The 21,860-nt window shown below is 60.7% G+C and carries 16 protein-coding genes; 14 read left to right on the top strand and 2 right to left on the bottom strand.

Annotation, left to right across the window (positions count from 1 at the left end; genetic code table 11):
- Positions 1 to 61 precede the first annotated feature (61 nt).
- Positions 62 to 544 carry a MaoC family dehydratase gene (locus VLM75_16370; GenBank protein HSV98496.1) on the bottom strand — a complete coding sequence of 161 codons (483 nt, stop codon included), beginning with the start codon at positions 542 to 544 and terminating at the stop codon, positions 62 to 64.
- Between the two features lie 466 nt (positions 545 to 1,010).
- On the opposite strand from VLM75_16370, the gene VLM75_16365 reads away from it, so the two are divergent.
- The 8 genes from VLM75_16365 (at position 1,011) to VLM75_16330 (ending at position 10,163) form a co-directional block, all read left to right on the top strand.
- Positions 1,011 to 1,907, top strand: coding sequence for a DUF4292 domain-containing protein (locus tag VLM75_16365; GenBank protein HSV98495.1), 897 nt, complete (start codon positions 1,011 to 1,013; stop codon positions 1,905 to 1,907).
- Complete coding sequence (locus VLM75_16360; GenBank protein ID HSV98494.1) at positions 1,900 to 3,324, top strand: hypothetical protein; 1,425 nt, start codon at positions 1,900 to 1,902, stop codon at positions 3,322 to 3,324. Before VLM75_16365 ends, VLM75_16360 begins: the two co-directional genes overlap by 8 nt.
- A gap of 339 nt (positions 3,325 to 3,663) precedes the next feature.
- On the top strand, positions 3,664 to 5,784 hold the full coding sequence (locus VLM75_16355; protein ID HSV98493.1) for a histidine kinase dimerization/phosphoacceptor domain -containing protein: 2,121 nt from the start codon (positions 3,664 to 3,666) through the stop codon (positions 5,782 to 5,784).
- A 317-nt stretch (positions 5,785 to 6,101) separates the two neighbouring features.
- Positions 6,102 to 6,923 carry a crotonase/enoyl-CoA hydratase family protein gene (locus VLM75_16350; GenBank protein HSV98492.1) on the top strand — a complete coding sequence of 274 codons (822 nt, stop codon included), beginning with the start codon at positions 6,102 to 6,104 and terminating at the stop codon, positions 6,921 to 6,923.
- A gap of 118 nt (positions 6,924 to 7,041) precedes the next feature.
- Positions 7,042 to 7,542 (top strand): hypothetical protein, encoded by a 501-nt coding sequence (locus VLM75_16345; protein ID HSV98491.1) that lies wholly within the window; start codon positions 7,042 to 7,044, stop codon positions 7,540 to 7,542.
- A gap of 56 nt (positions 7,543 to 7,598) precedes the next feature.
- A complete protein-coding gene (locus VLM75_16340; protein ID HSV98490.1) occupies positions 7,599 to 8,435 on the top strand; it encodes an SDR family NAD(P)-dependent oxidoreductase in 837 nt (278 codons plus the stop codon).
- A 227-nt stretch (positions 8,436 to 8,662) separates the two neighbouring features.
- A complete protein-coding gene (locus tag VLM75_16335; GenBank protein ID HSV98489.1) occupies positions 8,663 to 9,571 on the top strand; it encodes a hypothetical protein in 909 nt (302 codons plus the stop codon).
- Between the two features lie 133 nt (positions 9,572 to 9,704).
- On the top strand, positions 9,705 to 10,163 hold the full coding sequence (locus VLM75_16330; protein HSV98488.1) for a cereblon family protein: 459 nt from the start codon (positions 9,705 to 9,707) through the stop codon (positions 10,161 to 10,163).
- 4 nt (positions 10,164 to 10,167) lie between these two features.
- Here VLM75_16330 and VLM75_16325 read toward each other — a convergent pair whose 3' ends face one another.
- Entirely contained in the window at positions 10,168 to 12,729 is a 2,562-nt protein-coding gene (locus tag VLM75_16325; protein ID HSV98487.1) for a penicillin acylase family protein, read from the bottom strand.
- A gap of 209 nt (positions 12,730 to 12,938) precedes the next feature.
- Here VLM75_16325 and VLM75_16320 point away from each other — a divergent pair, with 209 nt between their 5' ends.
- The 6 genes from VLM75_16320 (at position 12,939) to VLM75_16295 (ending at position 21,831) form a co-directional block, all read left to right on the top strand.
- On the top strand, positions 12,939 to 14,669 hold the full coding sequence (locus VLM75_16320; protein ID HSV98486.1) for an amidohydrolase family protein: 1,731 nt from the start codon (positions 12,939 to 12,941) through the stop codon (positions 14,667 to 14,669).
- Positions 14,670 to 14,785: 116 nt separating this feature from the next.
- Positions 14,786 to 15,211, top strand: coding sequence for a hypothetical protein (locus VLM75_16315; protein HSV98485.1), 426 nt, complete (start codon positions 14,786 to 14,788; stop codon positions 15,209 to 15,211).
- Between the two features lie 47 nt (positions 15,212 to 15,258).
- Entirely contained in the window at positions 15,259 to 15,837 is a 579-nt protein-coding gene (locus tag VLM75_16310; protein ID HSV98484.1) for an outer membrane beta-barrel protein, read from the top strand.
- A gap of 189 nt (positions 15,838 to 16,026) precedes the next feature.
- Positions 16,027 to 18,876 (top strand): class I adenylate cyclase, encoded by a 2,850-nt coding sequence (locus VLM75_16305; GenBank protein ID HSV98483.1) that lies wholly within the window; start codon positions 16,027 to 16,029, stop codon positions 18,874 to 18,876.
- Between the two features lie 331 nt (positions 18,877 to 19,207).
- Positions 19,208 to 19,804, top strand: a complete 597-nt coding sequence (locus VLM75_16300; GenBank protein HSV98482.1) for a TetR/AcrR family transcriptional regulator — start codon at positions 19,208 to 19,210, stop codon at positions 19,802 to 19,804.
- Between the two features lie 95 nt (positions 19,805 to 19,899).
- Positions 19,900 to 21,831, top strand: a complete 1,932-nt coding sequence (locus VLM75_16295) for an FAD-dependent oxidoreductase (protein ID HSV98481.1) — start codon at positions 19,900 to 19,902, stop codon at positions 21,829 to 21,831.
- Positions 21,832 to 21,860: the final 29 nt, after the last annotated feature.

Genomic DNA, 21,860 nt, shown 5'->3' with positions numbered 1-21,860 from the left:
AATCGGAAGACCCAACCATCAAACGAAGCAAAACCGCGCCGACAGTCGGAATCATCCCGCCTCAAACCCTCCCGTGGAGCCTGTTACTTTCATCCCCCTCCGCCACCATCTCACGTAAAACATTCTTATCCGTATTCCCCGGCAAATGCCCGGTCAGGTGCGCTTCCATCACCTTGATGCCGTCCCGGTTGACGAACTCGGCGACCGCCCGGGCGCGGTTTTTTGCGTCGACATCGGTGATCACGACGGTGCAGGTAATGGTGTCGCCGAAATACACCGGCCTCATGAATTTAAACGACATGCCCGAGGCAAGCCAGGCCAGCTGCCCGCCCAGTTCGCAGAGCATGCCGCCGACGAGCAGGCCGTGGCAGATTGGACCGGCGAAACCCTTCGCCCCGGCGAAGCGCGCATCGTAATGCACCGGGTTGTAGTCGCGGGTGATATCGCCGAAGATCTCGGTGTCGTGGCGCGAAAAGGTTCTCTTGAAGATAAAAACATCTCCCGGACGGATTCCCTCTATGGTTTTATCCCGCCATGTTGACATTGCGTGTTCACCTCTCGTGCAGAAAAATTCTTTGATTCATCACCGGTTGATGCGACACTGCCGGCACCGGACTGTGGTCCGGGGATGGCGGTATCGGAGAACCGGTCCCATGATACACCATTCCGACAACAAACACAACGCGCAAATGGCCTGTTTCTCCCATGGCGCCGGGCCCATTTCCCATTCACGCCGGTCCCGTGTGGAATACGACGAACGCTGGCCAAAACGGTACGCGGAAGAACCGGCCGCGCTTTTAACCAGACCTCATTTCAGCAGCCATGGGGAACTTGCCCTTTTCAGCCCTGAAGAGAGGGGGGCCGGGAGGATGAGTTGGTTAAACCCACCTCGCTCCGAAATTAGCTCCCACCCCGCCGCGGCGGCCATAAAGGGCACCCCCGGCTCGATGATCGATGCGCGCGTACGCCCACTCTTAGCACGTTAAGCTCCAGCCGGAGCACCCGGCACGATGATACCATTGGAAGTTGACATCCGCAACGCGCACAATGCCCCGGCGGCAGGGGCGCCATTATGCCCCCGCCGCCGGAAAAAAACGGTTGCGAACCCCGGCCGGCAGCGTTACAACCACACCCGTACCATGCGACCGAACACGACACCCCACGCCGTCCTCGCGCTCTCGCTGGCTGCGCTCTTCGCCGCGCCGCTCGCTGTCGCGGCCGATGAAACCGCCGTACTCTTCCGCGAGGTCGCGCGCGCCCACGCGAAGATCCTTACGATCGACGCCGAAATCACGCAGTATATAACCGAGCCGGGCAGGGGGCGGGAGATATTCCGCGGGCGCTACCGCGCCGACGGGCGCGGGCGCTTTCGCATCGATTACACGGTCCCCTCGCGCCAGATCGTCCGCAGCGACGGGGCCGGCTTCGAATGGTATTATCCCGACGACCGCCTGCTCTATTACGCAAAGGCCGCGGGCCGTGGCCCGGCGCGTCCGGGCTTCAACCCGCTCGACGGCATCGACAGCGAGCTTGAAACGCGTTTCGAGCTCTCGGGCGGCGCCTGGCGGCTGTACGGCTTTTTCAAACGCGCGCGCGTGTATCACCTCAAAGACCGCCAGAGCGGCGTCGACATCGAGGTGCGCGTCGATCCGTCGACGAAGGCGGTCATTTCGAAGACGGTGCGCGACCGGCGCGGATACGAGCTGCTTAAGGAGACCTACGAGGGGTATCGCGCGATAGGTGGGATATACTTTCCTTCGCGGGTGAGCGTGACGGCCCGGACGGCGAAGGGGATCACCTCCAACGTCACCGATTACGGTCGCGTTACGCTTAACGGACCCGTCCCCGACGCCGTGTTCCGGGCCGACCACCCGCGCGGCGTGACGAGGAAACGGCTTTATGAATAATACGATCCTTACGACCGCGCTTGTCATCATCACGCTCGGCCTTTCATCACACGTCTTCGCCGCGGATATCGTCCTGGTGGGCTCCACGCTCGGCCTCGATGTGAAGAGTATGGAGGGCGGGCGGCCCGTGTCGACAGGCCGCGCGGAGCTCCAGGCGCTTGCCGCGAGGATCACCGACGAGTATCACCGCCGGGGATACACCACGAGCTACGTCGAGAAGGTCTCGGTGCGGCCCGACGGCGCCATCGAGGTGCGTGTGATCGAGTCGCGGATAGCGGGCGCCTCGGTGAGCGGCGTGAGCGAGCGCGAGGCCGGCGAGATCCGGAGCCTCCTCGTGCCCGCGGAGGGCGAGCTGTACAACCGGAATGCCCTTAAAGAGAGGATGGACCTCGCGCGCGCGCGCTTCAATCTCGATTCGGTCGTCGTGCGCCCGCTCAATTACGAGGGCACCGGCGACGTGTTCCTGTCGGTGAATGTGCGCCGCCGCAGCCCGGGAAGCTTTTACGGAGGCATCGGCGTGGACCCCATCTACGGCATCATGCCCCGCATCGGCTGGAGGCTGCCGTTTGCGCCCTCGTCGCTCGACCTGAAGACGACGGCCGGTTTCCGCGACCGCCTGCGCAAGGCCGGGGGCGAGGCGCGTTATACGCACACCCTCGGGGAGGGTCACTCGTCCTTCTTCATCGGCGCGGACGGCGGCATGACGGTGGAACGGTGGGAGGCGCCCGAACGCGACTATGCGGTTAAGGCCGGCGCTTCGATCCTGGGGATGGGCTTCGCCGCCGACCTCCCGCTCTCCTTCCTCGCGTGGCTCAACCTGTACGGCAGGGGACAGTACTCCGACGTCCGCGATTACACGCGGGAGGGCTCGTCGCGCACCATCCGGGACCTTCGCGGCGTCGCGGACCTGCTCGTTACGGACCGGTTCTATCTGCTTGAAAAACGCGACGCCACCTCGTTTTCCGCGGTCTTCTCGTTGGGCGCGGGCGATCTCGAGCCCGGCGGCTACTTCATCGCCGAGTCGCGTTTTTGCGCCCCCATACGGCTCTTTTCGATATTCAGGCTTATTCCCCGCGCCTCGTCGTATTATACGGATTCGCGGGAGCGTTTCCATATGCGCTATGTCTTCGACGGCGATCTCCCGGGCTTCGCGGGCGACTTTTCGGCCGCGCGCTGGAAGCTCGTGGCCGGGCTCGACGCTGAGTTCGAGATCGTCCCTTCGTTCCTTTTCGCCGGGCCATTAGTAAGCGGCGGCCGCTTCCTCGACGAGGAAGAGCGCCGACGAAGCGCGACCGGTCTTGGCCTCAAGGCCGCGATCGAGCACCGCGGCACCATGGCCTCGGTCTCCTATGCCTGGGATGCGTCGGCCGGCCCATCCCATGGCGGCGTCTATATCGCGGCTGAAAGCCTTTTTTAATTGCGGATGGACTTCGAACTCACCCCCTGTCCCCCTCTCTTTGAACGAAAGAGAGGGGGGATCGCGGCATCAGTCCGCCTGCCTGAACTCCCCCTTCTCTTCCCCGAAGAGAAGGGGGCCGGGGGGATGAGTTCTTTCGGTTGGTGTCGTGTTAGAGAATGTGCTCTTGGTGGCATGCTCCCCTTCCAGTTCTGCCGGAATTAATTTGCATTCTTCTTTCATATACGATACAATTGATATATGTAGTCCGGATCCCGCCTTAACGCTTTATATTGTATCGGGCTTGCCGCTCGGGCATTGCGAACCCCCTTTCAGTCCTGGAACCGGGACCAGGAGGTTATGAAAAGAACCATGAACTGGCTTTCCAGACAATCGATACGCGTACAGCTCGCGGTGCTGGTGGCGGCATGCGTACTGCCAGCCCTGGCTATAATACTGTACACCGGGATCGAGAGCATAAACCTCGCCAGGGCCGGCGCCGGGGAGAACGCCCTGCGCCTGGTGCGCGGCATCGCCTCGCACCAGGAGGGGGCCGTGGAGAACACGCGCCGGCTCCTCATAAAACTCTCGCATGTTTACACCGCCGGGTGCCGTTGGGGTGGCAGCTCTCAGTTTCTCCGGGAGATTCTGCGAATCAACCCCATGTATGCCAACCTGAAAATCGCCTCCGCCGACGGCACGGTCCATGCTTCGGCCGTTTCGTCCGAGTCCTTCAGCATCGCTGAGCACGGGTACTTCCGTGACGCCGTAAAAACGGGCGAATTCGCGGTCGGCAATTACATGAAAAGCCGCATTGCGAAGCGCATGGTGTTGCACTGCGCCTATCCGGTGGTGTCGGGCGGAACGGTCCGTTCAGTGCTCGTGGCGACGATCGACGTATCGTATTACGAACGGCTTTTTATTAAGGCGAACCTGCCCGAAGGCTCGTCGCTTGTGCTCGCGGATCATACCGGCACGAGGATCTACCGCTACCCGCACCCCGAAAAATATGAAGGACTGGTCGACCTCGACCATATGATACGAAACATGTCGGGAGCCCGTGTCGAGGGCTCCTTTATCGATAGGGGCGCGGACGGGGTACGGCGACTTTACGGTTACAAGCGCCTGTATCATCCCGGCAAAAGGGAACCGATATATCTCCGTGTCGGCATACCGGAGCGCATCGCCCTGGCCGGGGCGAATTTTCTGGTGCTGCGTAACCTCGCGCTCCTCGGCGTCGCGGCGGCGCTCGCGCTGCTTCTGGCCTATGCGCTGGGAACCTCGACCATCGTCCGGCCGCTGGAGCGGCTGGTCGCGGCTTCGCGGAGGCTCGGCCTGGGCGACCTTTCGGCCAGGACCGGAATGACGCATGACGGTGGAGAGATCGGGCAACTCGCCACCGCGTTCGACGAGATGGCAGCCGCCATCGCGACAAAGGAGCGGGAGCGCGCGAACAGCGAGCGGAAGCTTAGGGAGTCGGGCGAGCGCTACCGGTCGCTGGTGGAGAACATCAACGAGGTCATTTACACGCTCGACATGGAGGGACGGCTCACCTATATCAGCCCGGCGGCATACCGGTTGAGCCAGTTTACGGTAGACGATATCATTGGAAAAGAATTCATCAATTACGTCCATCCCGACGACCTGCCGGGTCTGCGCGAAATGTATAAGCGCGCGCTTGCCGGCGAGATCGAGCAGTATGAATACCGCATCTTCGATAAGGACGGCTCGGTTCGGCACGTCCGCACCTCGAGCCGTCTCCTGGTTGAGGATGGAAAGCCGGTCGGCATCACCGGGCTTATGAGTGATATTACCGAGAAAAGGCTGAACGAGGAGCGCCTGAGGACATCGCTCCGCGAGAAGGAGACGCTGCTGCGTGAGATCCATCACCGTGTGAAGAACAACCTGCAGGTGATAACGAGCTTTCTGAACCTCCAGTCGCGCGAGATTAAAGACCCCGCCTTGCTCGAGCTCTTCAGGAACAGCGAGCGGCGCATCCGCAGCATGGCGCTCATCCACGAACAGCTCTACCGTTCGGACAACTTCTCCATGATCGACTTCGGTAAATACATCGAGAACCTGGCGCGCTATCTGCATGGTATCTACCAAATTGGTTCGCGCTTCATCAACTGGCGGGTAAACGCCGAGTCGATATTCCTGAGCATCGACCGGGCCATCCCCTGCGGCCTTCTGCTGAACGAGGTACTCAGCAACTCGTTCAAACACGCGTTCCACGGAAGGGAACGCGGTGAGATCAGCGTGGAGTTCAAACGCCACAACAATCATTACTCGCTCGCGGCGGCGGACGACGGCGTGGGATTCCAGGACGATTTTACCGGGAGTGCCGCCTCCACGCTGGGCTTTCAGATCATCATTTCGCTCGTGGACCAGATCGGCGGCTCCATGGAGATACGGCGCGACAACGGCGCGGGCGTGATTATCACCTTCCCCGTGGACGATCCATATAAAGCGCGTATATAGGCCTTCCGGCGCCCTGCGGACCACCCCGGCGCCGGCCGGTTTTTGTTGTATATTCAACTTAATCCCCCGCTTTACCGATAATCCCTTGACTTCCGGACGCCGGCCTGTAAGCTTTGCCGGTCATTAATAGAGTTGTTGCTTTACCAGGTGTCAAAAGCGAGCCCCGGCCTTATCGGGGCGTGGCGGTCTCATATAGTATCCGGTTTTCCTGTTAAAACGTGTTGCCTTTTGAGACCGCCGCGTCGGCCTGCGGCCTCCTCGCGATGACATTTTTGAAAGTTCCGCAACAGGTCTAATAATTCCCGCAGGAGAGCGCCATGAGCGACTACAAGTTCTACCTCGTCGAAAAGAAGCCCCCGCTTGCCTGGGTGTATCTCAACAGGCCCGAGAAGAAAAACGCGATGAACCCGCCGGCGTGGCTCGAAAGCCCGGCCGTGTTCGCCGACCTGGACAACGACCCGGAGATCCGCGCGATCATCCTCGCCGCAAAAGGGCCCGGTTTTTCCGCCGGCATCGACCTCGTCGAGATGAGCGCCTTCGTTTCCGAGATCGCCGACCAGAATCAGAAGGGCGGCACCAAATGGAAGTTCCTCCCGAAGATCTACCAGCTCCAGGAGACCATGAGCTGCATCGAGCGCTGCCGCAAGCCCGTCATCGCCGCGGTGCACGGCGTCTGCATAGGGGCGGGGCTCGACATGATCACGGCCTGCGACATCAGGCTCTGCACCGAGGACGCGGTCTTTTCACTGCGCGAGGCGGCGGTGGGCTTCGTGGCCGACGTGGGCGTGCTCCAGCGCATACCGCACATAGTGGGCCAGGGAAACGCCCGCGAGCTCGCCTACCGCGCCGGCAACATCACGGCGAAGCGCGCCAAGGAAATATTGCTGGTAAACGAGGTGTACGCCGACCAGGCAACTCTCATGAAGGAAGCCGAGGCGATGGCGCTCGAGATCGCCGGCAATTCGCCGCTGGCGGTGCAGGCGTCGAAGGTGGTGCTCAATTACGGCATTGGCAAGACCGTGGACGACGCGCTGAAATATGTCGCCACCATAAGCGCGAACATCATCCCTTCCGACGACCTCATCGAGGCGTTCACCGCCTTCGCCGAGAAGCGCAAGCCGAAGTTTCCCGGAAAGTGAGCCGGCGCCAAAACCGGAAGCGCGACGGGCGGCCCGAACGGCCGTCCGTTTTGTGCGTGCTCCGTTATCAGACCGGCGCACACTTCGCGATCATCATGCAAACGGAGGTCTCCACGCGATGAAAAAGCTCGGTCCCATGCCGGTGCGCTGGCTCAAAACCGTACACCTCTTCCTCGTTACCATGTGGGTCGGCGGCGGACTCAGCATCGTGCTCGTCTATTTCCTCTCCTCCCCGTCCGGCGGGGACGAGCTCTACGCCACGTGGGCGTCCATGAAGATCGTCGACGACTTCGTTATAATACCCGGCGCCATGGGCAATTTATTGATGGGCCTGGTGTACGGTGCGTTCACGGGCTGGGGATTCTTCAAACACCACTGGCTTGCGGTGAAGTGGCTCCTTACAGTGGCGCAGATACTCTTCGGAACCTTCTGCCTGGGGCCATGGCTCAACGGCAACACGGCGATTGCATTCGCCGAACGCGCGGCCGCGCCGGAGAACCAGGTATTTCTGCACAACCAGGCCATGGTGGCCTTCTGGGGTGTGGTGCAGGTGGCTTTCCTCGTGATGATGGTGTGGATATCGGTATTCAAGCCGTGGCGGGGGCGGAAGGCCGCCTGAAGCGTCCGGCCATCAGGCAGACAGGGGAACGACACAACGGTTCATGGAGGTCGGCAATGAAGAAAACGGTCATTATAACCGGCGGCAACAGGGGAATCGGAGCGGCCATGGCCGAAACGCTCGCCGCGGGCGGGTACACGGTCAAAATAGTCTGCCGCAGCCGCGCGAGCGCGGAGGAGTTCATCGCGTCGGCCCGGGCGCGCGGTATAACGGGAATCGAATTTTTTGAGGGGGACCTCTCCACCATCGCCTCGTCAATCGAGACCGCGGACAGGATCCGCGCCGGGGCGTCCGGGTTCCACGCATTCGTCCACAACGCGGCGCTGTGGCCCACGGAAAAAATCATCAACTCCGACGGCTTCGAACAGTCCTTCGTCACCAATCATCTCGCCCCCTTCGTCCTGAACCGCCGGCTGGAAGACCTTTTCCTCGCCAACAGGGCGCGCGTGGTGCAGATATCGGCGGGCCTCTACATCGCCGGAATGAAGGATTACGCGGCCGCCGCCACGGGGGATAACTTCAGCCTCATGAAGACCTATGCCACCACCAAGCTTCTCAACCTCATCGCCACCATGCGCTTCGCCCAACTCTGGAAGGGGAGGCCCGTCACCGTCAACGCCATCCACCCGGGCGTGGTCAACACAGGGCTCGTCGAAATGAAGGGAGTCGGGGGGATGCTCCTGCGCCTGCTCAGAAAGCTCTATCTCAGTCCCGCCGACGGCGCCGCCGCGCCGGTTCGGCTCGTTACGGACACTTCATATGAATCGCTTACCGGCGCGTATTTCGACCGCTTCAAACAAACGCCGCTCGCGCCCATCGCGCTCGACGATGGGTTCAGCCTGGCGGTCTGGGAGCAGGCCATCGCGCTGTGCGCAGGGAGGGAGGAACGATGACGCGGCGTGACCGTTTCATATTTTATAAATAAACCACAAAAAATGATTGAACCCGAATCCATCCTGTAGTATAAAAAAATAGGAAAAGTTCCCTGTATTATCCTGAAGGTAATTTGGCGCTGTGCGGGCATGATGTCCCGCTTCCACTCCTGGCGGGGGAAGGGGGCGTTGGCTGCCGGGGGCCATTTTATTGAAGGTACCATCTAACATTACAAGAGGGAGGTATCATGCGCTTTAAGAAATCCGGCATTTTTTTATGCATGCTCGCGATCGCATGCCTGTTTATCGTTCCCGCAATGGCGCAGGAGGAAGCCGGCGAAGCGGCGGTACAGACTCCGCCGCAGAGCAGGCTGTATCTGGCGTCGCTTTCCGTCGTGCGTTACAATCCGGTCGGACTCGATTTGCAGAACCGTCTCATGTACGCCCGAAGGCTGGCCGACAGCACGTCGCCGCTCTTTCGCGACACCTTTTTTGCGATGGGACTATCAACTAAAATCAATCCGGCGATCGGAAAGGTGGGGCCGCTCATCGATTTTCAGCCAATCGCCATTTTCAACCTGCGACTGGGGTACGAGTACGTAAAGTACTTCGGCACAAGCGGACACCTGCAGTCCTCTTCAACCTCCGAGGCGAACTTCTCCGATGACGCGCGCAAGGATAACGAGGACAACGCCTACTCCGCGGGAGGGCATCACTTCTTTGCCGAGCCGACGCTGCAGATGAAGGTTGGCAAAATAGCCGTGCGTTCCAAGTTCGCGTTCGAGTACTGGGACCTCAAACTCGAGGACAAATCGGGGATCGAGGACAAATACTTCTACGACCCGTCGCTCGACACGCTCGTTCCGGATAAAAAGATGCTCTGGTCGAACGACAGTGATCTCCTGTACATGAGCGGACAGCTGACGCTCGGCGTGCGCTATACCGCGGTGTTCCCGGGGAACGATCTGCAGCACATGCGCGTGGGTCCGCTCTTTGCGTGGTCCTTCCATACCCGGGACTACAGCAGCTTCAACAAGCCGACACTTATCATGATCCTCGGCTGGTATTTCAAGCATCCCGACAGGGTGGGGGCGGTTCCCTACGTGCTCGTGGGATACTCGTTTTCGAGCGACCTGATGGGTGCGAAGGCGAACTGACGCAGGGACAATCAGCATAGTATACGATGTCGGGTCCGGGGACACTTGTGTTTCCGGACCCGCGCTTTTTTAAGGTCGGCATGATGAGCGCATTAAAAGAATCATCGATGCTCACCGACGGGTGGCGGCCGGTATGACCGGGATGGACCCTGTCGGTGAGGCAGCCGGTTGTCGTCCTTACGTGGACGGGTGTGCGCCCCTTCTCGCCAAACAGCCCGGACCGGACTGCCTTCCGCCGGGCATTCTTCCCTCCGGCGAATTGAACGAAAAGGATTCGCCCGGCCGTCGCTTCGTCTGCGTGTTCTGCGGAGAGACCATCGCGGCACCCGGCGACATCATCGGGGTCGACGGCGCGAGCGTCCACGACTTCGCCAATCCTGGCGGTGTGGTTTTTCGCATCTGCTGCTTTTCGCGCGCGGGGGGCTGTATCTCCGCCGGCGCGCCCACCGAGGCGCATACCTGGTTCCGGGGCTTTGCGTGGCGCTACGCGCACTGCAGGGGCTGCGGGGCGCAGATGGGCTGGCGCTACGAATCACGCCACTCGGGGTTCTACGGACTCATCCTGAAAAACCTGGCCGAAGGCGGCACGTAGCCGTCTAACGTGCAGGCCGGATGGTCAGCACGCGCGGGTAATGGCGCTCCACGTTTTCTTTCCTGAAGGGCAGTGGATGGTTTTCCCCCGACAGAAACGCTCCGATCATGTCGTCGTAATGGGGGCTCGATGGGTCCCCGGACTGTCCCGGCACCGCCACAAGGACGGCGGGCTCGTCGAGCCCGAAATCAACCACCATCCGCATGGCCGGTATCCACAGTGCTTCGAAGTCCCTGCCCGTAGAATAGCCGGCGACGTTCATGGTCGAGGCGTCGCCCGGTGCCGGAAACGGTCCGCGGTCGAGGAGCGATCGGAGAAACGGTACTTTCCCGGCGATGTCGTGGCGCCATGTGTAGGTATGGAGCCGGCCCCACTGCCAGCGTGCGCGGTTGCCCCCCAGGCGCTGTTCGCAGAGTAATATGGCGTCGGCAAGCGATTTGGCGACGATATCGGTCTTAACCTCTTTTTCCGGGGTCGCGATATCGTCGAAGAACGGCGAGTCCGCGCGGTGCAGCAGGTGGTCGTCCATCGCGGAGTACGAGCTTCTGTTCGCGTCGAGAAAGGCTTCCCACGCGGGCCCGTCGTCCGGCCCCAGTTCGTCAAGGAAGGTGTTGCGCGTGAAGCAGTGCAAAAAGGCCCCGTAGACCGCGGCGGGTGCCGAGCCGGTCGAAAGCACCGCGTCGAATGCGGACGGGTCGAGCATGGCCATGGCCTCGCGCGCGCGCTCTGCCATTCGCCCGTCGCTCCACGACCCGATTACCGCCTCCAGCCCGGCCCTCAGCGTGCCGCCGGGCCCGAGCATCTCCTGCAGCGAGCGTGAGGTCGGCGAGAGCGTGTCCATCTGCATGGCGAGCGAATGTTCGCGCGTCGCTCCGCGGACGCCATCCAGAAACTCGCGAATGCGCCCGGCCCGGGCCGGGCTGTACCACGAGGCGGACAGGTGCAAGGGGTGGCCGCGCGGCACAATGCGCTGGTTTGCGGTGGCGACATATCCCTCGCGCGGATTGACCGCGTGCGGATGCATTTCGAACGGCACCCAGCCGGTCCAGTCGTACTCGCCGTTCCATCCCGGCGAGGGAAGCATCCCCGTTCCCTTTTTCCGCACCGGGTATTTTCCCGTCACCTGCCAGGCTATCGTGTCCGCGTCGCCGTAGACGATGTTAAGGTAGACGCTTTTAATCTTCCGCAGTGCTTCGCGGGCCTCGCCCGCCGAGCGCGCGCGGCCGAGCAGGTAAAATCCGCGGAAGGTTTCGGCGCTGTCCTCGATCGGCCAGCGAAGCGCAAGGGCATAGCCCCCGGGGAGCCGGATCGGCTGCATGGGAGCGGCAACCTCGAAGGGGATGTTCGCCAGCGCCTCGTCAATGAGCACGCCATGACGCGTACGGCCGAGTACGACCTCGACCGGTTTTTCACCTTTAATGCGGATAAGTTCCTTTCTTTCAGTTACCGGGTGCCAGCGGCCGCGGTACAGGTATTCCCGCTTCCCGTCCATGGTGCGCATTTTTTCGAGAAAGACGTCCTGGCTGTCCGCCATCACCATGGTGGCCCCCCAGGCGACGCGGCCGTTGAAGCCGAGGGTGACCAGCGGTACGCCCGGCACCGCGACGCCCGCGGCGTCGTAGCCGGGACAGCGCAGGTGCATCATCATCCACGAATTGGGTATGGAGAGCACCAGATGCGTGTCGTTGGCGACGATGCTGCGGCCGCTCCGTGTACGCCGTCCCGACATGGCCCAGTTGTTCGACGCGGCGGCGTTTTTGGGGAGCACGCGCGCGAGCATTCCCGCCGTCACCGGACCGGCGGTTGCGGCCGCGATGAGCTTTTCGTGCGGCAATTGGGCGAGTTTTTCCGCCTCGGCAAAGGGAAGCGTTTCGTCGTGGTAGACGGGCACGAGCCATGCGGCCCGGTCATACCCGACGCGCCGCGCCAGCAGGAGGAAGTTGAGCTCTTCGCAGAAGTTGTATGAAATACCAAGGTTCAGCATTGCGAAGACGTAAAGCGAATCTTCCGGGGTCCATGGAGCGGGGCGGTGGCCGGTAAGAGAAAACTCGGCCGGGAGTTTCTGTGTTTCGATGAAGGCGGTCACGCCGCGCGCGTAGCTCTCGAGGATATGGAGCGAGTGCGGGTCGATCGAGGCGAGGGCGGAGCCGATCGAGGCCTGGATGTCGAGCGCGCGGAGGAAGCGGTCCAGGGGGAGCGAGTCGGCCCCGGTGAACTCGGAAAGCCGTCCCCGGCCGGCCATCCGCATCACCTCCATCTGCCACATGCGGTCGGCGGCCGCGGCGAATCCCGCGCCGAAGAAGAGGTCGCCCTCGTCGGCCGCCTCAACGAACGGAACGCCCAGCGCGTCGCGCCGGATGATGATGTCGCCCCGCGCCCCCGCGAGGGGGATGACGCCGCGCGAAAGATCGGGGGTTTTAATATACAGCGTGTACAGCGTCGCGCACGCGGAGAGCAGCGCGAGCGCGCCGGCGGCGATAACGGCAGTGTACAGGGCCTTTTTCTTTCTCGTCATGCGCTGGTGTCCGGTGGCGGTATTGAGCGCGCGGGCGGCGCCTTTCTCCATTTCGCTGGCGATACTATAGTCGGTCGGGCGTCGACGTCAAGAGTATAATTACGGCAGGGGACGTTTGCTTAGGCGGGAAAAAACTGATGAGACTTACGGTGAGCGCGCGGGATACGGTCCTGGAACATAGAAACGGTTGACAGGCGGTCGTTCTTAATGTTAAGGAATGGGACGGGAATACCCGGAAACGCCTGCCTGCGGAGGACGCCATGCACGATATACTGATCAAAGACGGAACGATCATCGATGGAACGGGGAAGACCGGCTTTCGGGGCGATATCGCGATAAGTGAAGGCCGAATTACCGCCGTGGGAGATGCCGGGGAAGGACCGGCCCGCGAGACTATCGACGCCGCGGGCAAAATCGTGGCGCCGGGATTCATTGACATCCATTCCCACGCCGATTTCGTCATGCCGCTTCCCGACCACGACCGCATCTTAAAGCCCCTGGTGATGCAGGGGGTCACCACCTTTGTCGGCGGCAACTGCGGCTTTTCCGCTGCATATGTTCCGGAAAAAAACAGGGCCCTGGTCGCCTCGCACCTGGAAAACCTTTCGGGCCGGCCGATGGACGACATCATCACCTGGCGCACGCCGGCGGAATATTTCGATACGGTACGGGCGAGGGGGATGCTGCTCAACATGGGCATGCTCGCCGGGCACGGCACGCTTCGCATCGCTTCGTCGGGCCTGGAGACCCGCCTGCTTTTCCCCGACGAAATGATGGACATGGAGCGCCTGCTCGAGGAGTCCCTCGAGATGGGCTGCCTGGGGCTGTCCACGGGCCTGCAGTATTTCCCCGGATCGATGAGCGACACCGACGAGCTGGTGCGCATGGGCTCCGTGCTGAAAAAATACGGCGGCATCTTCACCTCGCACCTGCGCAGCTATTCCCATACGCTCGACCTCGCCATGGAAGAGGTTTTCGAGGTGGGACGGCGAAACGGCGTTCGGATACAGATATCGCATCTCTACTGGCAGCCCTATTCGCGCGGCCTTGCCTCCTTAACCAGGCAGGCCGTGCGCCTGGGCTCCTTCGCCTACAACAGGCTGAAGCTGCCGATACCGGTGGAGCGGGGGCTGGTGCCCAAGATACGGACGATCGAGAAACGCTGCCGCGAGGGCATCAATGTCCATTTCGACATGGTGCCGACCTCGCAGGGCTTTACCGAACTCCTCGCGTTTCTTCCCCCGTATGTCTCACAGGGGAGCCGGTCCCAGGCGCTCGAACGTCTTGCCGACCGGGCCTTTCGAAACCGGGTGATCCACGATATCGACCAAGTCGAGCCCGACTGGCCGCATCGCGACGGCGCCACCTGGTCGTTCAATTACCTCAAGATGACGGGCTGGGACGGCCTTCGCGTAATGGCGGTCCCGACCGAGGGCAACCGCTGGATGGAGGGAAAGACATTCCCCGAAATTGCCGGCGAGACGGGGAGCGAGGCCTTCGATGTAATCTGCGATCTTCTTATCGAGGAGAACGGGCAGGTGCTGGTGTTTCACACACCCACCGTGCCCGACGATCCCTTCGTCTTCCGCTCGATGTGGGCGGGGTTTACGCACCCGCTCTCAATGCCCGCGACCGACGCGATCCTGCGCCCCGTGGGGCGGCCCTCTCACGTGTTCTATGACTGTTTCCCGCGCTTCATTCACGCCTTCACCGGTGAGCGGCGGATGCTCGGCATGGAGGAGGCGATACGAAAGATCACCTCGCTGCCCGCGGAGGTTATGGGTCTCGAAAAACGGGGAGCGCTCGCGAAGGGTTTCCACGCGGACATCGTGGTATTCGACCCGGACCGACTACGAAGCGGGGCGGATTTTTACAACCCGGAAGTATATCCGGAGGGGATAGAGCACGTTCTTGTAAACGGCAGGGCGGTGGTGCGCCAGGGCGCCTGCGTCGAGAGAGTGCTTGCGGGCGATGTCGTCCGGCGGGCGTAGGCCGCGTACGCCCTGATTGTTCTTGCGCCGGTCCCACGGTCGTGGTATAATCGCCCGGATGATAAAAGGTTTGAATGTCCAGATTACGAAATATCCGGTATGATGGGGAAGCCTTCATGAAGACATTGCAGCAGGCCGCGCGGGAATACCTGGAATTTTTTGAGTTGCGTACAACGGAAAACGGCGAGTCGTGGAGACCGGTGGAGGGCGCGCCGTCCGGGCTCAGGCGGATCGTTCGCAACGCTCACGGCGATTACATGCCCGACGATCATCGTTACAACTTCATCGTGGAAGCGTTGAGGCTGCTCGCGGAATGCGCGGACGTGGAATGCGTTGAGGTGGTACCCGACAACGATCCTTCGCGCCTGACCGGCTGGCTTAACAGCAAGATAAACCGGATTCAATACATGACGATCGCCATGGCCGAGTTCAAGCCGAAGGACAGCCTGCAGCTTCTGAAGGCGGCTCAATATATCGAGAGGAAGGAGGTACTGGAGGCGGTGATAGGTGAATTGCGTTCCATCCACGGCGGGAAAAGCTGACCGCCCCGGCCACGGGGCGAAGATTATCGTTTATTAGGGGTTTGAGTATGAAATATTTCCGGTTTGTGCTGGCGCTGCTCATTGTACTGGCCGGGCGGACGGGCGCGTATGCGATAATCGAGCTCGCCGGGTACGGAGGCTGCTCGTGGGGGCGGCATTACGTGTATTACCCGGAACGCGATACGGACAAAAGTACGGGCCCGCAGTACGGGGGGTATGCGCATCTTACCGGCGGAATCCACCCGCTCCAGATAGGGGCGGGGCTCTTTCACAACTCCTCGGTGCTTGATACGAGCAAGGACGGCAGCGATGCCGACGTGATTCGTAGAACAACGGGGCTTTCGATCGCCCTCCGGGTGGCCATACCCACGACGGACCTCGCGGTCTATGGACGGGCCGGTTTCTCCTGTTACGACCATTATATCCTGAAACCGGACGCCGGCGCGCGTCGGACCAAGGGGCGCTTTTTCTCCACCAGCATGGCGGGTGGGGGGCTCGCCTATGCGCTGTACGGACCGCTCTGGCTGTTCACCGAGTATTTATTTCTGAACAGTAAGTATGACAACAATGACCGTGAGTTTTTTCGTACGCATTCGGTAAACCTGGGACTGAAGCTGTCGATCTGACGCTTATTTCCGCCCGCGCTCGTATTCCAGATCTCCGGAACCCCCGGCGGAAGCGGTAGCCTGTCATTCAGAGTATTATCGCCGCCGGGGGCATGTTCCACGCTGCTGCCGCCTGCCGGTACATATTCCTTAATTTGCCGTTTTGGTAGTTGCAAATACTTGACATTCCGGGTCGGTGGCCCTCAATTGATGCCGTGGGGCGGGTTCTGCCCGCAGCGCGATGATTCGGTGAACGCCATGGACAACGACAAGCGAAAGGAAATCACGGATACGATACAGGCGAACAGGGACAAGTTCATCCGCTATAACAATATCAAGATAGCGAACCTCTATTCCTCGATCACCGACCAGAAAACCATCGACCTCTTCGAGGTGATTCCCTTCCTGCTCGGATACAACCTGCATGGACTGCCGGGTTACGTTCAGTCCGATAAAATGCCACTGGGTCTTCATGGATTCCATCTCGGGGAGAGGGGCGCGGCCTTCATCCAGGCGCATTTCCCGTCGGTCCCGCTGAGCCCGCAGAAACCGGAGGTCCCCTTCGTCGAGATGTTCGCTCTCATGGGAAGCGGCGGCACCATCGCCTACAACGCGCACTCCGATTTCGACTTCTGGGTATGCGCCGACGAGCGCCGTGTGGGCCCGGAATCGCTCAGGCTGTTCAGGGGCAAGTGCCGCGCCATCGAGAATTGGATAGAGGAAAAGTTCAACATCGAGGTCCATTTTTTCCTCAACGATATTAAAAAGGTTAAAAAAAACATCTTTGACGACGACAGCGAGGAAAACTTCTCCGGCGCCTCGCTCGGGGAGCTGCTGAAAGAAGAGTTTTTTCGAAGCTCAATCGTCGTGAGCGGTAAAACGCCGTTCTGGTGGATGGTGCCCGCCGGCTCGAACGACACGGTGTACGAGGAGTGGCTTGGGATCGCGCAGGATACCCGCTACGCGGGCGAGTTCGTGGACCTGGGAAACCTTTACAACATAAAACGTGAGGACTTTCTCGTCTCGGCGCTCTTTCAGCTGCTGAAATCCCTGGGGAATCCCTTCAAGTCCATCATCAAGCTCGGGCTTCTGGAGCGCTACATACACAGCACGGGCGCGAACCCGTTCATCAGCAACATCATTAAAAAGAACGTACACGAAGGAAAACTGGGAATACAGAACATTGACTCGTACGTCATCATGTTCAACCACGTCTTCAATTATTACAATTCCATCGTAAACGACGCCAATGCCACCGATCTGCTCAATGTCTGTTTTTACCTGAAGGTGGACCCGCGCCTGTCGCGTTTTCTCGACAACGGCGAGAAGGTCGAGCTCTCGGAAAAGACCAGGATCATGCAGGCCTACACTAAGAAATGGAACTGGTCGGAATCCATGATCCGCCAGATGGACGAGTTCGAAACCCAGGACATCGATTCCGTCAACAGGCTGATGAACGACACCAAGAAATATGTTCTGCGCGGGTATCGCGACATCCTCAACGTCATCGAAACGGACAAGATCGCCCACAAACTCTCGGGCGATGATTTAAAAGGCATAACCCGGAAGATACATTCCCATTTCTCGATCTCGGCCAACAAGATCGACAATTCCCTCAGCTTCAAGGGCTACCCCCAGGAAAAGCTGCTGACAGTGGAATTCGTGCGCGACCGCGACGGCAGGGAGTTCTGGCTGCTCTCCAAGCGGATCATCGTGAAAAACTACCCGGCCAAGGTGATCTTCCACAAGGACGAGACCTTCATCGGCATTATCGTATGGATCGCGACGAACAGGATATTCCAGAAGGACTACACCCGCCTGGAAATACAGTCCGGCATCCACGCCGTCGATCCCAACTACATCCGCGATCTCGTGACCGAGCTTACGGTGCATTTCGCGTTCAAGCGCCTGCAGATCCAGAACGGTTATTTCGTCCGGGACCCGTTTCCCATCATCAACTATATCATCATCAATCCGTATTCAAAATACGCCAAGAAGATCGAGGATATCATCTTTCTCTACCACAACAGCTGGGGCGAGACCAGGTTCGAAACCTATAAAAGCGAGCTCGACATAGCGAAGATCGCGACGGCGGTGCTCAACGGCGCGCTCGTCACCCGGCGCGATTACGAGCGGGCGCTCAGGCTTTCATCGTCACAACCGTACACATCCAGCCGCGATTTCGACCGCATCAACTTGCTTCTCAAAAGCATGCATTTGCTGTTCGTCGAGGACCGCACCCCGGCCAGGAAGCGATACGTGACCATGCTGGGGAACACCTGGTTCGTCTTCTCGAACAGGAAGACCCCGACCGCCGAGACCGTCGTGGCGACCTCTTTCGATTCCGAGGCGAAGATGCTCTTCGGCCTGGGGATGAACACCGGCGCGCTCGCCCGGTACGGCTTCGATCCCATGATACCCGAACTCAATTACCTTCGGAAGATCGAGGAAAACCACGGGGAAGGCGTCATAAGGATATATTTCCAGAAGACGACCAAGTACTGCCATTTCTTCGTTTCCGACGAACGCGGGGCGATTCACTTTTTCCGCAAGGGCATCGATTCGTTCAGCGAGTGCCTCGCGCGGCTCTGCATCTTCTGCGAAAATACGGCGAAGTCCGTTTCGGCGCGGAACCCCTCATCTTCGCTGGCCGAGCGCCTCAAGCGTATCGAGGTGTACCGGCTCGAGCAGGACGCCCGCAACAACTGCTCGATAACCGAGATGAACCCCGAACTGGACCGCGGGGTCATAGAGGCGCGCGGCCACCTCGTGCCCATGAGACTCGTCCTGCACCCCCGGCCCAACGGCGAGATGGGATACAGCTTCAGCCTTCCGAACGGCGCCTTCACCAACGTGTTCACCCGCGCGAACATCTTCCAGGTGGCCGGGGAGCTGGGATTATTGAAACGGCACCACGGAGGGTATTCCCATTTCGTGACCGAGGTCGACCTCTCGAACGTCATGACCAAGGCCTACACCATGTTCACCTCGTTTTCTTTCTCACACAAGAACCTCTTCGAGATGCTCATCGAGCGCGCCCTGCAGGCCGTGCGCCGGTGAGCGCGGCTGCGGATTTCAGACATATCCATATGAGGACAGCCGGCCCATCCACCCTTCCGCGAAGCGTCGCCGTTGCCCGTCTCCTCGGCGGCCTTCCGATAAAATGATCGTAAGGCGGGGGACCGGCGCGGTCCGGGAGCGGTCTTCGTCGTCGATTCGCTCGGTCCGCCTCATCGCTCCGTGCGCCGGCGATGCAGAAGTGAACTAATTTCGACGAGTGTACAGCGTATGCGTTTTACCCATGGTCAATTCTTTGTGTATTTTTATTGTTGACAGTTAAGGCCCTGCTTGCTAACTGAATATACAGTTAACAAACTGGGCAGTCTTCGACATGAAAGCACGCCAGAATGCGGAACTCCGAAAGCCCGAAATACTTAAAAGCTTCTACGACATCCTGATAGAAGAAGGAATCGAGGGCGTCTCCATCGCTAAAATCGCGAAGAGGATGGGTATTCACCCCAGCCTTATCATGCACTATTTTTCCACCAAGGAGAAGCTGGTCATAGCGGCCGTGGACCGCATCGTCCGCGAATACGGCATCTTGATAGAGGGCATGGAATCGTACACGACCGATCCGGTTAGGCGGCTCGAGCGGCTGGTGGACATACTGGTGGGGGACGAGTGGTACCGCATGACCGGGATCGCGGCCGATTTTTCCGTGATATCGATCAGCTTCAGAAACAGTGAAATCGACGAGCGCGTCAGGCGTCTGTACGCGCGCTACAAAAAGTTCCTCGCCGGGGAGTTCCTGGCGCTCGGCGAGGCCGGAATCATCGGGCGGCGCGATCCGCGAAGAACGGCGGAGATCGTGATGTCGCTGCTCGAGGGGTACCGGCATTTCAAGCACTTTTACGTAAGTGACGAAGACGCGGAATCGTACCGTCGCGATATCAAGCGGTCGGTCCTGACTCTGCTGGGGTCGGGGTGAGTTATTCCGCCCACTGCCCGGCGGGACGCTATGCGGACGCTGAATGATCAGGGCGACGTATCGACGTTGTTACGCTATTTGATATGGAGGAAAACATGAGCGGGAAGCTCGAACGCATTTTCTCACCCGTTACGATCAACTCTCTCCGACTGAAAAACCGCGCGGTGATGCCGCCCATGGCCACCGGCTACGGCAACAAAGACGGCTCGGTGAGCGAGCGTCTCATCCGCTACCTGGAACGGCGAGCGCGGGGAGGAGTCGGACTCGTCATCACCGAGATCTGCGCGGTCGATCCGCGCGGCAAGGGCTTTCCCGCCGAGATCGGCGCCTGGAGCGATGACCACATTCCGGGCCTTGCGGCGCTGGCCGGGGCCGTGCACGCGGCGGGGGCCGCGACAGCGCTCCAGCTGCATCACGCCGGCAGGGAGACCATGAAGGACTTTACGGGCGCGATGCCTGAGGCGCCGTCGGATGTTCCCAGCGCCATCCTCAATCAGCCCTGTGAAGCCATGTCGGTCGCGCGCATCCACGAGGTGGCCCGCGCATATGCCGAAGCGGCACGGCGGGCGCGCGACGCGGGTTTCGACGCGGTCGAGGTCCACGGTGCGCACGGCTACCTTGTCTGCCAGTTTCTCTCTCCGTTTTCGAACAAGCGCACCGACGAATACGGCGGCTCGGACGAAAACCGCGCGCGCTTCGCGATCGAGGTGCTGCGCGCCATACGTGCGCTCGTCGGGCCGGGATTTCCGGTCATCATGCGCGTTTCCTCGGACGAGCTCATACGGGGCGGATACGATTTAAGGTATATGAAATGGCTCGCGCCGCGGCTTGTGGAGGCGGGTGCCGACGCGCTGCATGTATCGCTCGGTGTTTATTCCACGCCGGGCGGGCTCACCATCGCGTCCTCGGACATGGAGGAGGGGTTCAACCTTTTCCGCGCGCGGGAAATAAAGGAAGCCGTTACGGTGCCGGTCATCGGCGTGGGCAGGATCACCGACCCGCGCACGGCCGACGCCGCGATCGAACGCGGCGATGCCGATCTTATAAGCTTCGGCCGCCAGCTTCTGGCCGATCCGGACGTGCTCGTCAAGGCGCAGTCCGGCGCGTATGACGATATCCGCTGGTGCCTCTCGTGCAACCAGGGATGCATCGACCGGCTTAACTTCGAGATGCGCACCGCGACGTGCACCGTCAACCCGGACTGCGGGTACGAGTACCGGCGCACCGGTGAAAAGGCTCCCGCTGCGAAGGAAGTCTGGGTGATCGGTGCGGGTCCCGCCGGGCTCTCGGCCGCGCTGGAGGCCGCCGCGCGCGGTCACCGTGTAACGGTGTTCGAACGGGAGGCGGAGCCGGGCGGGCAGCTTATCCCGGCGAGCAAACCACCGCACAAGGAGGGCCTGGCCAAATGGACGCGCTGGGCGAATCGGATGGCCGGGAAGGCGGGCGTGGCGATACGGTATGGAACCGAGGTTACGGGGGAGATGATAGCTGCCGGGACGCCGGAGGCGGTAATCCTCGCAACGGGCGCGCTTCCCTCGGTGTCGGACATTCCGGGAATCGACGGCGTAATCGTGCGCGAAGCACGCGATGTCCTTACCGGAAAGTCCGAAATTATAAGCCCGGCCGTTGTGCTCGGCGCGGGCTATGTGGGCATGGAGACCGCCGATTTTCTGATGGAGCGGGGGGTCACGGTGACCGTTCTTGAAATGAGCGCGGCACCGCCGGTGCCGCCCTTCACCGCTCACGGTTACTGGCTGCACCGCAGGCTTAAAAAAGGAGGCAGACTGGTGCTGGGCGCCAGGGTCACGTCCATCGGTGCCGACTGTGTGCGCTACGAACTGGAAGGAAAGGAACAGTCGGAGCCCGCCGCCATGGTGGTGACGGCGCTGGGAGCGCGTTCGGAGCAAGTGCTCGAAGAGGCGGTAAAAAAGTCGGGACTCGCCTGTGTAACCGTAGGCGATGCCGTGCGGCCGCGGCGCCTCATCGAGGCGGTTCACGAAGGGGCCGGGGCGGGGCGTGAGATATAAGTCTGAAATTGGGGCACATGGTGCCCGTG

This window comes from Spirochaetota bacterium (assembly GCA_035477215.1).
Taxonomy (GTDB): Bacteria; Spirochaetota; UBA4802; order UBA4802; family UBA5368; genus MVZN01.
Note: the sequence above shows the minus strand (reverse complement) of the source record. Positions and strands in the feature narration are given on the sequence as shown.